The following is a 13,911-nucleotide window of genomic DNA, read 5'->3' on the forward strand; positions in this document are numbered from 1 at the left end:
ATTTAAAATAGTATAGCTTATTCCTTAAAAAAGATACTAAAGAGTAAAACATCTTATAAGAATTATGGTAAAATTTAATAGTTATAATGTGTTTCTTGAAATATATGATGATTTAGGATAATATCGTTAATGGATAAATAGGTTGCGATGGAGGGTCTATATGTCAAACAGATTTGCAGTGATTCTAGCTGCAGGTAAAGGCACACGTATGAAGTCCAAGCTATACAAAGTGCTGCATCCTGTATGTGGAAAACCAATGGTACAACATGTAGTCAATGAAGTATCTCAATTAGGATTGCAGAAACTTGTAACAGTCGTTGGACATGGTGCTGAAAAGGTACAAGAACAGCTAGGAAATGTAAGTGAGTTTGCATTACAAGCAGAACAACTTGGTACAGCTCATGCTGTCGATCAAGCTGCAAGTGTACTTGCAAATGAAGAAGGAACAACTTTAGTTATTTGTGGTGATACACCTCTAATAACTGCTGAAACGATGGAAGCATTGCTTCAGCAACACGAAGAAGCGGGAGCAATGGCGACGGTACTAACAGCGTACATAGAAGAGCCTGCTGGATATGGCCGTATCGTTCGTAATGAGAATGGTCATGTTGAAAAGATTGTTGAGCATAAGGATGCAAATGAAAAAGAATTAGCTATTAAAGAAATCAATACAGGTACGTATTGTTTTGATAATAAAGCTTTATTTGCTTCACTTTCTAAAGTTTCAAATGATAATGTACAGGGCGAATATTACCTTCCGGACGTTATTGAAATTTTAAAAAATGAGGGTCATATTGTATCAGCTTATCAAACAGAGCACTTCGATGAAACGTTAGGTGTTAACGACAGAGTCGCTCTATCGCAAGCGGAAATTATTATGAAAAATCGTATCAACCGAAAGAACATGGTAAATGGTGTTACAATTATTGATCCAAGTAACACATACATTTCTGCGGATGCAATTATTGGTAGTGATACAGTTCTTCACCCAGGAACGGTTATTGAGGGTAACACTGTAATTGGTTCGGATTGTGAAATTGGACCGCATACAGTAATTCGCGATAGTGAAATTGGAGATCGTACGGTAATTCGTCAATCTACTGTACATGACAGCAAACTTGGTACAGAAGTATCGGTTGGTCCATTTGCACATATTCGCCCAGATTCAGTTATTGGAGATGAAGTGCGCGTTGGAAACTTCGTAGAAATCAAAAAAACTGTTTTTGGTAATAGAAGTAAAGCTTCACACTTAAGTTATATCGGGGATGCACAAGTTGGAGAAGACGTGAATCTTGGTTGTGGTTCAATTACGGTGAACTACGACGGCAAGAATAAATTTAAAACTGTAATTGGTAACGGGGTATTTATTGGATGTAATTCAAACCTTGTTGCTCCTGTAACAGTTGAAGATGGTGCTTATGTGGCAGCAGGCTCTACAATAACAGAGAATGTTCCATCAAAAGCATTATCAGTAGCACGTGCACGTCAAGTTAACAAAGAAGACTATGTTGATCAATTGCTGAATAAGAAAAAATCATAATGTGGAGGGTTAATCTAGATGTCGACTCAATATCTAAATTCTAATTTGAAAGTATTCTCTTTAAACTCTAATAAGGAACTTGCTGAGCAAATCGCAAAGCATATTGGAGTAGGACTAGGAAAATGTTCTGTTGATCGTTTTAGTGATGGAGAAGTTCAAATTAACATTGAAGAAAGTATCCGTGGTTGCGATGTATTCATTATTCAATCTACAAGCTTCCCAGTAAACGAACATATCATGGAATTACTTATTATGATTGATGCATTGAAACGTGCATCTGCAAAAACAATTAATATTGTTATTCCTTACTATGGTTATGCGCGTCAAGACCGTAAAGCGCGTTCTCGTGAACCAATTACATCGAAACTTGTAGCAAACTTGCTTGAAACAGCAGGTGCAACTCGTGTAATCACTCTAGATTTACATGCTCCACAAATTCAAGGATTCTTTGATATCCCGATCGACCACTTAATGGGTGTACCGATTCTTTCAGATTACTTTGAAGCAAAAGGCCTTAAAGATATCGTAATCGTATCTCCTGATCACGGTGGTGTAACGCGTGCTAGAAAAATGGCGGATCGCCTAAAAGCGCCAATCGCTATTATTGATAAGCGTCGTCCTCGTCCGAATGTATCGGAGGTAATGAACATTATCGGTAACATTGAAGGCAAAACAGCAATTTTAATTGATGACATCATTGATACAGCTGGTACAATTACATTAGCGGCAAACGCTCTTGTTGAGAACGGTGCTTCTGAAGTATATGCTTGCTGTACACACCCAGTATTATCTGGCCCAGCAATTGAGCGTATTCAAAATTCGAATATTAAAGAGTTAGTTGTAACGAACTCTATTGTATTACCAGAAGAGAAGAAAATTGATAAAGTACATGAACTTTCAGTTGCTCCATTAATCGGAGAAGCAATCATTCGTGTATACGAAGAAGAATCTGTAAGTGTATTATTCAATTAATTGGATAGAATGAGACGTAACCAAGCTTGGTTACGTCTTTTCGTATCGAAAAAAGAAAGTAGTGGTACAAGAATGAAATTAATAGTAGGACTTGGGAACCCAGGTAGAGAATATGAATTAACAAGGCATAATATTGGATTTATGGCGATCGATGAACTTGCAAAGCGTTGGAGTATTTCTTTGAATGAACAAAAGTTTAAAGGAGTATTTGGCGCTGGCTTTGTTAATGGGGAAAAAGTAATCTTACTAAAGCCACTTACATATATGAATTTATCTGGGGAAAGTATCCGTCCGCTCATGGATTATTATAAAATTGATGTTGAGGACTTCATTGTTATGTACGATGATTTAGATATTCCTGTAGGTAAGTTACGCCTTCGCATGAAAGGTAGTGCGGGTGGACATAATGGTGTGAAATCAACAATTTCACATTTAGGAACACAAGAATTTCAACGTATCCGTATGGGAATCGATCGTCCGAAAAATGGGATGAAAGTAGTGGATTACGTATTAGGACGTTTTACATCTGAAGAAATATCTGGCGTTAATCAATCCATTGAAAATGCAGCAGATGCATGTGAGGAATGGTTAAATAAACCTTTTCTCCAAATCATGAATACTTTTAATAGTTAAGCGCACAATCTGGAATATTTTATTTTGTTTTATCCCATACTAGTAGCAATTGGATATTTAGGAGGCTAGTATGGAAGGTTATTATTACTGTAGACATTGCGGAAGTAATGTGGGCTCCATTATCGCAGAAAAAGTATATAGCGACGTTTTGTTTCAACTAACAGAGCAAGAAGTAGTGGATATGATTCATTTTCATGAGAATGGAAATATATATATAAAAACGATTTGTGAATCGTGTCAAGAAACGCTCGCATCTTATCCTGAGTATTATGAATATGAAAAATTTCTGCAATAAAATGTTGTCGCTTTGGCATGTCCAAAGCATTTTTCTGTTTTCTTTTTCCAAAATATTTGCATAAAATATAGTAACTTGCTCTTTATGTTGAGAGGAGTTTTGAAAATGATAGGTTTATTAGAGCAATTTTATAAAAATGAAGAAATACAATCGGTTATTAATGGGCTAGAAGATGGGTTGAAGGAACAACTTGTATCGGGTATGGCAACATCCTCTCGTTCATTATTAATGGCAGCTTTATATAAAAAAACAAAGCAATCACAACTTATTGTGACGCACAATTTATACCAAGCACAAAAAGTACATGAAGATTTAGTGGCGTTACTTGGTGAAAAAGATGTTTGGCTATATCCGGTAAATGAATTGATAGCATCGGAAGTTGGTGTTGCAAGTCCAGAATTGAAGGCGCAGCGTATTGAAGTGTTAAATCGCTTAGCGGCGGGAGAGAATGGGATTATTGTAGCGCCAGTTGCAGGGCTGCGTAGGTTTTTACCGATAAAAGAATTATGGAAGCAAAGGCAAATTGAAATCAATCTAGGGCAAGAGATTGATTTAGATGCACTCTTGCATACCTTACATCATATTGGCTACGAGCGTAAGTCGATGGTAGAAGCTCCAGGAGAGTTTAGTTTGCGCGGGGGAATATTAGATATTTACCCATTAACTGAAGAATTACCATTTCGTATTGAATTCTTTGATACACAGGTTGATTCTATTCGATTATTTGATGTGGAAGAACAGCGCTCTCAAGATAAAAGGGAAAGTGTTCGGTTTGGTCCGGCAACAGAGTTTTTATTTTCACAGGAAGAATTGAAATCGGGAATTAAGCATCTTGAAGAAGGTTTGACTAAGACGATGCAAAAGCTTTCCGATGATAAATTAAAGACTGCTGTGCTTGAGACGGTTAGTCATGAAATTGAAATGTTGAAAAACGGGCAAAGTATAGAACAAATGTTTAAATATTTATCTATTTTCTATAAAGAACCTGCTAGTCTGATAGATTATTTACCAGAAAACGGTGTTGTAATTTTAGATGAGATTTCCCGTATTCAAGAAACAGCATCACATCTTGAAACCGAAGAAGCGGAATGGTATATCTCACTTCTTGGCGAAGGAACAATTATTCAGGATTTATCTTTCTCCCACTCATTTGAGGAATTTCTTCATAATAAAAAAAGAAGTTTTGTATATTTAACGTTATTCTTACGCCATATAGCACACACACATCCTCAAAACATTGTGAATGTGACATGTAAAACGATGCAAGATTTCCACGGACAGATGCAGTTGTTAAAAACTGAAATTGATAGATGGAATGAAGGGCATTTTACGACCGTTGTGCTTGGAACAGATGGGGAACGCGTAAAAAAACTACAACATATTTTAAGTGATTATGATATTGATGCAGACATTGTAGAGGCCACAGATGTCTTATTGCCTGGAAGGTTACAAATTGCTGTAGGTGATTTACATGCAGGCTTTGAAATGCCGATGCAAAAGTTTGTTGTCATTACTGAAAAAGAGCTTTTTCATAAGAAGGTTAAAAAATCACAACGTAAGCAAAAGTTATCTAACGCTGAACGTATTAAAAGTTATTCGGAATTAAAAGTTGGAGACCATGTAGTTCATGTAAATCATGGTATAGGTAAATTTTTAGGTATTGAGACATTAGAGATTAATGGTGTTCATAAAGATTATTTAAATATTAAATATCAAGGTAATGATAAGTTATACGTTCCAATTGAACAAATTGATCAAGTGCAAAAATACGTAGGGTCTGAAGGTAAGGATCCAAAAGTTTATAAATTAGGCGGAAATGATTGGAAGAAGGTCAAAACGAAAGTTGAAAAATCTGTACAAGACATTGCAGATGACCTAATTAAATTATATGCCGAGCGTGAAGCTTCGAAAGGTTATGCATATACACCAGATACGGCAGAACAACAGGAATTTGAATCCTCTTTCCCATATCAAGAGACAGAGGATCAATTACGTTCTATTGAAGAGATTAAGAAAGATATGGAACGCGGACGTCCGATGGATAGGCTTCTTTGTGGCGACGTAGGATATGGAAAGACTGAAGTAGCTATTCGTGCGGCATTTAAAGCAATTATGGATGAAAAACAAGTTGCGATTTTAGTACCGACAACAATCCTTGCACAACAACACTATGAAACAATTCGAGAGCGTTTTCAAGATTACCCGATTAATATAGGGTTACTAAGTAGATTCCGCACACGAAAACAACAAAATGAAACGATTAAAGGTTTAAAAGATGGAACGGTGGATATTGTAATCGGAACACATCGTATTTTATCTAAAGATGTTACGTATAAAGATTTAGGACTTCTTATTATTGATGAAGAACAAAGATTCGGCGTTACACATAAAGAAAAAATTAAACAATTGAAAGCAAATGTTGACGTGTTAACATTAACGGCAACTCCGATTCCACGTACACTTCATATGTCTATGCTTGGTGTGCGCGATTTATCTGTTATTGAGACACCACCAGAGAATCGTTTCCCAGTACAAACATATGTAGTAGAGTATAATCCGGCGTTAATGAGAGAAGCGATAGAGCGAGAGTTGGCAAGAGGCGGTCAAATTTACTTCCTATATAACCGTGTGGAGGATATTGAAAGAAAAGCAGATGAAATTTCGATGTTAGTTCCAGATGCTCGTGTAACATACGCACATGGGAAAATGAATGAAGGTGAATTAGAGTCTGTTATGCTATCGTTTTTAGAAGGGCAGCATGATGTTCTTGTAAGTACAACAATTATCGAGACGGGTGTAGATATTCCGAATGTAAATACATTAATTGTATTTGATGCAGATCGTATGGGATTATCGCAGTTGTATCAGCTTCGTGGGCGTGTTGGACGTTCTAATCGCGTCGCGTATGCCTACTTTGCATACAAACGTGATAAAGTGTTATCGGAAGTTGCAGAGAGGCGTCTGCAGGCAATTAAAGAGTTTACAGAGCTTGGATCTGGTTTCAAAATTGCGATGAGAGACTTATCAATTCGTGGTGCGGGTAATTTGTTAGGGGCAGAACAACATGGATTTATTGATTCTGTCGGATTTGATCTATATTCTCAAATGTTAAAAGATGCAATTGAGCAACGTAGAGGGACAGATGGAGTTGAAAATACCGTTAATGTTGAAATTGATTTAGAAGTAGACGCATATTTACCGGATGCGTATATTTCAGATAGTAAACAAAAAATTATGATGTATAAACAATTTAGAGGTATTTCTGCAATTGAAGATATTGAAGAGTTGCAGGAAGAGATGATCGACAGATTTGGTGATTATCCACAAGAAGTTGGTTATTTATTACAAATTGCAAACATTAAAGTGTTGGCGATGAAAGAACAAATTGAGTTAATTAAGCAAAATAAGTTTGAAGTAACATTCCTGTTTTCTGAACAAGCGAGCCAAAATATAGATGGTGGAAAATTATTCATGCTAGGAAGTAGTTTTGGTCGTATGATCGGTCTTGGTATGGAGGGGTCACAATTGAAAATTGTGATGAAAACGAATGGATTAGAGACATCGAAATGGTTAACAATTGCTGAAAATTTATTAAAAGGCTTACCAGATGTAAAAAAAGAAGTAATAAATGCCTAATATAAGACAAAAAATACAATTCGACGTGCATAGAAGAACTAATGTGTAAAATACTATGTTTAATAGTTGGTGATTTTTACATGAACAGGTAAATTCACCACTTTGATCATCAGTAGAAAGTGAGGCAGCATAGAATGAAAGCAACTGGAATCGTACGTCGAATTGATGATTTAGGCAGGGTAGTAATCCCAAAGGAAATTCGTAGAACTTTACGTATTCGAGAAGGGGACCCACTAGAAATATTTGTTGATCGCGATGGAGAAGTCATTTTAAAGAAATATTCTCCGATTAGTGAACTAGGTAATTTTGCAAAAGAATATACGGAAGCTTTATATGATAGCTTAGGACATAATGTGCTTGTATGCGATCGTGATTCTATTATCGCAGTAGCAGGCGTATCTAAAAAAGAATACTTAAATAAAAGTGTTGGCGATTTAATTGAGAAGACAATGGAAGAGCGCAAGTCTGTAATTATGACAGATGAAAGTGAAATTTCAATTATTGATGGAGTAACAGAAAAAGTCATCTCCTATACAATTGGCCCGATTGTTGCGAATGGGGATCCAATTGGGGCTGTTGTTATCTTCTCTAAAGAGGCTATTATAAGTGAAGTAGAGCATAAGTCAGTAAATACAGCTGCAAGCTTTTTAGCGAAACAAATGGAGCAGTAGTGAAGTGTAATTTCTATAAGTAGCAATCTTTCCTAATTATGATATTTCTATTTGAGAAATTAACTATTTGGAGATATAAGCATTGAATGAAGGTAGCGCTTTGCTACCTTTTTTCATTGAGTATTTTTGCTGTTGAAAGAAGTCAGTGAATGTAAGGAATATGAAGGAGAGACAGTTTTTCTTTGTGATATAATACGAGGGGTGAGAATAGAAAAAGGAGTTTTCTTGTATGGAAGCGAAGAAGTACCAAGCCTTTTGGCGTGGGGCTATTATATTAACAATCGCAAGTTTTGTTACAAAGGTATTAAGCGCTTTTTACCGTATTCCATATCAAAATATAGCGGGTGATGTTGGTTTTTATATTTACCAACAAATTTATCCATTTTATGGATTTTGTTTAATTTTAGCCACTTATGGGTTTCCCATTATTATTTCAAAAATGGTCGCAGAAAGATTAGAACGAGGAAAACAAAAAGAAGCAGAAGAAATTATTTGTGTATCTTTTTGGTTTTTATTAGGAATTGGATTTATAGGTTTTTTCACATTATTCTTTGGGGCCGAAACAATTGCATCGGCTATGGGCGATATACATTTAGATAAATTATTACGTGTTATTTCGTTTTCATTCCTACTAATGCCATTTTTATCTGTAGCGAGAGGATATTTTCAAGGATTCAATAATATGATGCCGACGGCTGTTTCGCAAGTAATTGAACAAACAATTCGTGTTTCTATTATTGTATTTTTATCACTATTCCTTATTGCTCATGGATTTGATTTATATACAGTTGGTGCGGGTGCTATGCTAGGTTCAATTGCAGGCGGGCTTATTGGGATTATCGTACTTTTACTTTATATGCGTCATGATTTCCACGCTATTTTCTTTAAAAGTTGGAAGAGAATTGGAGGTAAAAAAAGGATTATTCGAATCCTTTTTTGGCAGGGATTAGCGATTTGTGTTAGTAATTTAGTCCTTATTTTTATACAAATGTCGGATTCTATTTCCTTTTATACCTTGCTTATTCGCGCGGGAGAGCAAGTTGAAAATGCAAAGGTACTAAAAGGTGTTTATGATAGAAGTATCCCGCTTATGCAATTAGGTACTGTTGTGACAACTTCTTTCTCATTGTCACTTATTCCTATTATTACAGCGGCGAAAGAAAGAGGAGATCTTTCATTTATTCAAGAAAAGGTAAAATTAGCAATGAAAATAACATTTGTTATTGGATTTGCAGCTGCTATTGGATTAACTTGTATTATTCAACCTACAAATATTATGTTGTTTGAAAATAGTGATGGATCAGATGTGTTATCGATTTTATCTTTATCTATTTTATTTAGTTCATTGTCAATTACAACTGCTTCTATTTTGCAAGGAGTGGGACAAACATTAAAACCAGCAATATTCGTTGTATTTGGAGGTTGTTTGAAGTTAGTTTTAAACTATATATTAATGCCGTATTTTGGTGTAAAGGGAGCTGCAATTGCAACTTTAGTTGCGCTTATTGTAATTGCCTTGCTAAATAGTGTGTTACTTATGCGAGCTGTATCGGAGCCGCTTATTGATAGGCGGAATATGTTAGGTGTAGCTATTAGTGGTATCGGTATGGGGTTTGTATTAATAATCTTTATGCGTATGTTGCGAATGTCCGGATTAGTAATTGATACAGGACATAGAGGGGTTGCGACGCTTGAAGCGCTGTTAGGTGTAGCTATCGGTGGATTAGCATATATGTTTTTAATTTTAAAATTACGTGTATTTACAAAAGAAGAATTAGGAACCGTTATGAAACAAGAGAAAAAAGAAGGTTCATTGAAGAAGAGTGGATAGAGGTGACTGGTTGTGAGTGGAATTATTACTATTTTAGGATTAGGTGCTGGTGAATTAGATCAGTTAACGATGGGTGTATATCGAAAGATAAAAGAATCGGAACATATGTTCGTTAGAACAAAGGAACATCCAGTTATAGAAGAATTGGAGAAAGAAGCTATAAAGTATACGGCCTTTGATAATGTATATGAGGCACATGATACATTTGAAATCGTATATGAAACAATCGCGAATACATTGCTAGAACAGGCTAAAGGCGCAGAAATTATTTATGCTGTTCCAGGTCATCCGCTTGTAGCAGAAAGAACAGTTCAGCTACTTTTGGAAAAAGGAGAAGTAGCAAATATTGAAGTGCGAATTGAAGGTGGACAAAGTTTCCTTGATCCGATGTTTGCAAGTCTAAAAATTGATCCGATTGAAGGGTTCCAATTAATTGATGCTACATCATTTGAAAGAGGACAATTAGAATTACGTCAACATTTAATCTTTTGCCAAGTGTATGATGCGTTCGTTGCTTCAGATGTGAAACTGATGTTAATGGAGATGTTGCCAGATGATTATGAAGTGTATATCGTAACAGCTGCAGGAACTTCATTTGAGCAAGTAAAAAAGGTACCGTTATACATGTTAGATCATGAAACGGAGTTAAATAATTTAACGAGTGTATATGTACCCCCGGTTAAGGAACGTGCGTCTTTGTATCAGCAGTTTGATGTGCTTAGAGCAATTATTGCGGAACTGCGTGGACCGAATGGTTGCCCGTGGGATAAAAAACAAACTCATCAATCTTTAAAGAAATACTTAATTGAAGAAGCATATGAAGTGCTAGAAGCAATTGATGAAGAGGATGATGATCATTTAGTAGAAGAACTGGGTGATATATTATTACAAGTTATGCTTCATGCTCAAATTGGAGAGGATGAAGGTTGGTTCTCTATAGATGATATTATTCGGACTTTAGCTGAGAAAATGGTTCGTCGTCATCCGCATGTGTTTGGGAATACGGATGTAAATAATGCTGATGAAGTGATTGCAAATTGGGAAGAAATTAAAAAACAAGAAAAGGGATTCGTGAAAGAATCTGTTTTAGAAGGTATTCCAAAAAGCTTGCCACAGCTAATGCGTGCTTATGAAATTCAGAAGAAAGCTGGAAAGGTTGGATTTGATTGGGTTGATGTGCAGCCGATGATAGAGAAGGCCTTAGAAGAATGGCAAGAATTCCAACAAGAAGTTGTAAACATGGATGAGAAAAAGATGCTAGGTGAATTTGGTGATTTACTATTTGCATTTGTTAATATAGCTCGTCATTATAAATTAGATCCAGAAGAAGCGTTACGTTCAACTAATGAGAAATTTATGGCTCGCTTTTTATACATGGAAGCAAAAGTAGCTGAAATGAATAAGGAAATGCAAGATTTATCATTAGAACAGTTAGATATTTTATGGGAAGAGGCAAAACAAACAGAGCGTTAATAGGGGGATTTGATATGCGTCTAGATAAATTTTTGAAAGTATCACGTTTAATTAAAAGAAGAACATTAGCAAAAGAAGTGTCTGACCAAGGAAGAATTTCGATTAATGGCCAAGTGGCAAAAGCGAGTTCAGATGTGAAGGTAGAGGATGAATTAACAATTCGTTTCGGGCAAAAAATAGTAACTGTGAAAGTAAATGAATTGAAAGAAACAACTAAAAAAGAAGATGCAGCAAACATGTATAGTCTCGTTCGTGAGGAAAAAGTGAAAGCGGAAGAAGGCTTGTTCTAAAATAGGTTAGCCCCTCATACATTACTATTAGCTAGTATAAAGCTATGGGGGGATTTTCGTGAATAATGGTTACTCACCTATGTCTTCTAATCAACAAAATGTTTCTGTAGAGCATGATATTATCATGCGTGGCAGGCGTGTAATCGATATTACTGGTGTAAAGCAAGTAGAGAGTTTTGATAGCGAAGAGTTTTTACTTGAGACTGTAATGGGTTTTTTAACAATTCGTGGTCAAAATTTGCAAATGAAGAATTTAGATGTAGAAAAGGGTGTTGTATCAATTAAAGGGAAAGTTCATGAAATGCTGTATATTGATGAGAACCAAGGGGAGAAAACTAAAGGCTTCTTTAGTAAGTTGTTTAAATGAGCCTAACAATTCAGTTGTATACAATGCTTTCAATGATTGGAATGGGTGCTTGGATTGGTGCTTCTTTAGATACATACCAACGGTTTTTAAAACGCCAAGAGCGTAAACGCTGGCTTGTATTTATACATGATATACTATTTTGGATTGTCCAAGCATTATTCGTTTTTTATGTATTACTGCGTGTAAATGAAGCTGAACTACGTATATATGTATTTTTGGCGTTACTATGTGGTTTTGCAGCATATCAAAGCTTATTGAAAGCACTATACATGAAGATGTTAAATTTTCTCATCTATATTTTTGTACAAACAACACAATTTTTTGTTCGAATTATACAGCTACTCATGATAAAACCTGTTATTATTATAGCACAGCTATTTATTGCATTTATATTATTCTTATTTCGTATACTGCTTTCAATTGGACATGTGTTATGGAAAATGGTGATTTGGATATTACTTTTCATATGGAAAGTTTTTTTCTCGCCTGTTCGGTTTATTGCTTCGCTCATATGGAAACTTCTCCCTAATCGTGTTAAACTTTTTATAATGAAGCATGTAGGGTTCCTGCAATATGTAGCAAAATTGAAGGGACATATCTTCCAATTATGGGTGCGTATAAAAAAGAAGTTAGGGGGACCTCGGAAATGAGGGAACTGAGACAAAGAACAATCGAAAAACAGAGTCCAAATCCTGTTAAAGAACATATAATACAAACGGATGAGAACAGGAAGCGACTTTATCGCCGTTTAGCGGTTTTTCTTGTCTTTGCTTTTACAATTATTGCTAGTATTAGTGTGACGTTTTATCAACAAAACAGTTCCATTAAAGCAAAAGAAGCGAAAGTTAAGGACATGAAAAAAGAACTGGATTCATTAACGAAAAAAGAAAAGAATCTAAAAGATGAAGTTCAAAAGTTGAATGATGAAGAGTACGTTTTAAAGATTGCTAGAAGGGATTATTTCTTCTCCGGAAAAGGGGAGATAATTTTTCCTGTTTCTAAGTAGAGTATGTCTTATTGACACTGTATTTTAGGATTATATATAATAAAGTAAAATTTGACTTTTTAACCACTAAGGAGGAGCATTTTTTTTATGTCAATCGAGGTAGGCAGCAAGTTACAGGGTAAAGTAACAGGTATTACAAATTTTGGGGCTTTTGTGGAGCTGCCAGAAGGCTTAACAGGTCTTGTTCATATTAGTGAAGTTGCTGATAATTATGTGAAAGATATTAACGATCACTTAAAAGTAGGCGACCAAGTAGAAGTAAAAGTTATCAATGTTGAAAAAGATGGCAAAATTGGCCTATCTATTAAGAAAGCGAAAGAACGTGAAAAAACAGAAGGAGATCGTCCACGTGGTGAATACCAACGTGGTGGTGATCAACAACGTTCTGGACGTCCACAACGTAATAATAATCGTTCTTCCAACAGAGATAACCGCGGTGGCGGTAACGAACGAGCTCCAAAAGAAACATTTGAGCAAAAGATGGCACGCTTTTTAAAAGATAGTGAAGATCGTTTAACTTCTTTAAAGCGTAACACAGAATCTAAACGTGGTGGCCGTGGCGCACGTCGCGGATAATAAGTCCGTTTAATTCTTAACATATAGAGAGGTACCCAGAGTGATTACTCGGGTACTTTTTTATGTGAGAGAATATATTTTTAAAAAAGTTTTTGAGATGTGTTGACTTTAAAACATATCTGATGTAAGATACTAATTGTCCGTTAAATACGACGACATGGCGGTGTAGCTCAGCTGGCTAGAGCGTACGGTTCATACCCGTGAGGTCGGGGGTTCGATCCCCTCCGCCGCTATATTTAATTTAACGGCCCGTTGGTCAAGTGGTTAAGACACCGCCCTTTCACGGCGGTAACACGGGTTCGAATCCCGTACGGGTCATCACTTTTGGAGGATTAGCTCAGCTGGGAGAGCACCTGCCTTACAAGCAGGGGGTCGGCGGTTCGATCCCGTCATCCTCCACCATATATTTTTAAATGTCGGAGGGGTAGCGAAGTGGCTAAACGCGGCGGACTGTAAATCCGCTCCTTCGGGTTCGGCAGTTCGAATCTGCCCCCCTCCACCATTTTCTTTAAAATAACCTGAAAGGGTTTATTTTTTTGAAAAGATAACCATACTAGTAAATATTAATGGGCTATAGCCAAGCGGTAAGGCAACGGACTTTGACTCCGTCATGCGCTGGTT

The 13,911-nt window shown here is 36.1% G+C and carries 13 protein-coding genes and 4 tRNA genes; all 17 read left to right on the top strand.

Going from position 1 to position 13,911, the window contains the following annotated elements:
• The first annotated feature begins 160 nt into the window (after positions 1-160).
• The 17 genes from glmU (at position 161) to AB3X48_RS10465 (ending at position 13,792) form a co-directional block, all read left to right on the top strand.
• The gene (glmU, locus tag AB3X48_RS10385; protein WP_002091584.1) at positions 161-1,540 is read left to right on the top strand and encodes a bifunctional UDP-N-acetylglucosamine diphosphorylase/glucosamine-1-phosphate N-acetyltransferase GlmU; all 1,380 of its coding nucleotides are present in this window, start codon (positions 161-163) and stop codon (positions 1,538-1,540) included.
• Positions 1,541-1,558: 18 nt separating this feature from the next.
• On the top strand, positions 1,559-2,512 hold the full coding sequence (locus AB3X48_RS10390; protein WP_002091580.1) for a ribose-phosphate diphosphokinase: 954 nt from the start codon (positions 1,559-1,561) through the stop codon (positions 2,510-2,512).
• A gap of 72 nt (positions 2,513-2,584) precedes the next feature.
• Positions 2,585-3,145 carry an aminoacyl-tRNA hydrolase gene (pth, locus tag AB3X48_RS10395; protein WP_002144538.1) on the top strand — a complete coding sequence of 187 codons (561 nt, stop codon included), beginning with the start codon at positions 2,585-2,587 and terminating at the stop codon, positions 3,143-3,145.
• A gap of 70 nt (positions 3,146-3,215) precedes the next feature.
• Entirely contained in the window at positions 3,216-3,440 is a 225-nt protein-coding gene (locus AB3X48_RS10400; protein WP_002091576.1) for an anti-sigma-F factor Fin family protein, read from the top strand.
• Between the two features lie 105 nt (positions 3,441-3,545).
• Positions 3,546-7,076 (top strand): transcription-repair coupling factor, encoded by a 3,531-nt coding sequence (gene mfd, locus AB3X48_RS10405; RefSeq protein WP_016106816.1) that lies wholly within the window; start codon positions 3,546-3,548, stop codon positions 7,074-7,076.
• 134 nt (positions 7,077-7,210) lie between these two features.
• The gene (gene spoVT, locus AB3X48_RS10410; protein ID WP_016106817.1) at positions 7,211-7,747 is read left to right on the top strand and encodes a stage V sporulation protein T; all 537 of its coding nucleotides are present in this window, start codon (positions 7,211-7,213) and stop codon (positions 7,745-7,747) included.
• A 229-nt stretch (positions 7,748-7,976) separates the two neighbouring features.
• Positions 7,977-9,578: a putative polysaccharide biosynthesis protein gene (locus AB3X48_RS10415; protein WP_016106818.1), complete on the top strand. Its 1,602-nt coding sequence runs from the start codon at positions 7,977-7,979 to the stop codon at positions 9,576-9,578.
• 12 nt (positions 9,579-9,590) lie between these two features.
• Positions 9,591-11,051 (top strand): bifunctional methyltransferase/pyrophosphohydrolase YabN, encoded by a 1,461-nt coding sequence (gene yabN, locus AB3X48_RS10420; RefSeq protein ID WP_002159632.1) that lies wholly within the window; start codon positions 9,591-9,593, stop codon positions 11,049-11,051.
• A gap of 14 nt (positions 11,052-11,065) precedes the next feature.
• A complete protein-coding gene (locus AB3X48_RS10425; RefSeq protein WP_002009677.1) occupies positions 11,066-11,341 on the top strand; it encodes an RNA-binding S4 domain-containing protein in 276 nt (91 codons plus the stop codon).
• 58 nt (positions 11,342-11,399) lie between these two features.
• Positions 11,400-11,708 carry a sporulation protein YabP gene (gene yabP / locus AB3X48_RS10430; protein ID WP_001059101.1) on the top strand — a complete coding sequence of 103 codons (309 nt, stop codon included), beginning with the start codon at positions 11,400-11,402 and terminating at the stop codon, positions 11,706-11,708.
• Entirely contained in the window at positions 11,705-12,358 is a 654-nt protein-coding gene (yabQ, locus tag AB3X48_RS10435) for a spore cortex biosynthesis protein YabQ (RefSeq protein ID WP_002091573.1), read from the top strand. The genes yabP and yabQ overlap by 4 nt, the downstream gene beginning before the upstream one ends.
• Positions 12,355-12,714 (top strand): cell division protein DivIC, encoded by a 360-nt coding sequence (gene divIC, locus AB3X48_RS10440; RefSeq protein WP_002124547.1) that lies wholly within the window; start codon positions 12,355-12,357, stop codon positions 12,712-12,714. The genes yabQ and divIC overlap by 4 nt, the downstream gene beginning before the upstream one ends.
• A gap of 87 nt (positions 12,715-12,801) precedes the next feature.
• Positions 12,802-13,290 (top strand): S1 domain-containing RNA-binding protein, encoded by a 489-nt coding sequence (locus tag AB3X48_RS10445; RefSeq protein ID WP_002063394.1) that lies wholly within the window; start codon positions 12,802-12,804, stop codon positions 13,288-13,290.
• Positions 13,291-13,449: 159 nt separating this feature from the next.
• A tRNA-Met gene (locus AB3X48_RS10450) sits at positions 13,450-13,523 on the top strand.
• A gap of 13 nt (positions 13,524-13,536) precedes the next feature.
• A tRNA-Glu gene (locus AB3X48_RS10455) sits at positions 13,537-13,608 on the top strand.
• Between the two features lie 8 nt (positions 13,609-13,616).
• Positions 13,617-13,692, top strand: a tRNA-Val gene (locus AB3X48_RS10460).
• A 16-nt stretch (positions 13,693-13,708) separates the two neighbouring features.
• Positions 13,709-13,792: transfer RNA gene (locus AB3X48_RS10465), tRNA-Tyr, on the top strand.
• Positions 13,793-13,911 lie beyond the last annotated feature (119 nt).

The organism is Bacillus sp. S4 (assembly GCF_040838205.1).
GTDB classification, from domain to species: Bacteria; Bacillota; Bacilli; order Bacillales; family Bacillaceae_G; genus Bacillus_A; species Bacillus_A cereus_U.